General features: G+C 65.0%; 1 protein-coding gene. It reads right to left on the reverse strand.

What is annotated here, in order from left to right; all coding sequences use genetic code 11:
* Positions 1–171 precede the first annotated feature (171 nt).
* On the reverse strand, positions 172–471 hold the full coding sequence (gene gatC, locus B3H47_RS04740; RefSeq protein WP_286730305.1) for an Asp-tRNA(Asn)/Glu-tRNA(Gln) amidotransferase subunit GatC: 300 nt from the start codon (positions 469–471) through the stop codon (positions 172–174).
* Positions 472–769: the final 298 nt, after the last annotated feature.

Below are 769 nucleotides of genomic sequence, written 5' to 3' on the forward strand. Positions count from 1 at the left end.
CCGCCTGCAGCGCGCCTTCGGCATCGACGTGGAGGAAAGCGCCCAGATCGGCGTGGGCGGCGATGCGGTCGAGCGCCGCGCGGGTGAGCTCAGCGCTGGACACTTGCCGGGCGGCTAGCGCGGCGGACAGGGTGCGCAGGTCGGCCGTGGCGAAATCGGTCAGGGATGTGCTCATTCGACCACCCTCGGCACGAGGAACAGGCCGTCTTGTGCGTCGGGCGCGTTGCGCAGCGCGGCGTCGCGGATATTGCCCTCGGTCACGGCGTCTTCGCGCAGGCGCAGCGGCATGTCCTGCACCGCGGAGAGCGGATGCGCCAGCGGCTCGACGCCGTCGGTGTTGACCGCACGCATTTGCTCGACCACGGCGAAAAACGCATTCAGGTCGGTCAGCATGTGGTCGCGCTCGCTGGCGGTCAGATCCAGCCGGGCGAGTTGCGCCAGGCGGTCGATATCGGGAAGGGTGAGTGACATGGTGGGGCGGGGGCAATCAGGGACGCAAAACAGGGACGCAAAACATGCCGCCCGGCGAGCGGGCGGATTGGGGAGCTTCCCCTGCGGATGGGTGCGGAAAACGTCATTTTATGCGCATGCATGGGTTATGATGCTTCGATTTGGCGCACGGGATTTGACCGAAAAATCAAGCCCGTTTGTTGCTTATTTCACACACCCCCAGAAAGCCGGGCGCGCGGTTGGCGCCCCCATATTCCATGTTCCGAACATTCCGGCAGTATTTTTCGACGGATCTGGCCATCGACCTCGGCACCGCCAA

The organism is Thiomonas sp. UBA7699 (assembly GCF_002482605.1).
Classification (GTDB): Bacteria; Pseudomonadota; Gammaproteobacteria; order Burkholderiales; family Burkholderiaceae_C; genus Thiomonas; species Thiomonas arsenitoxydans.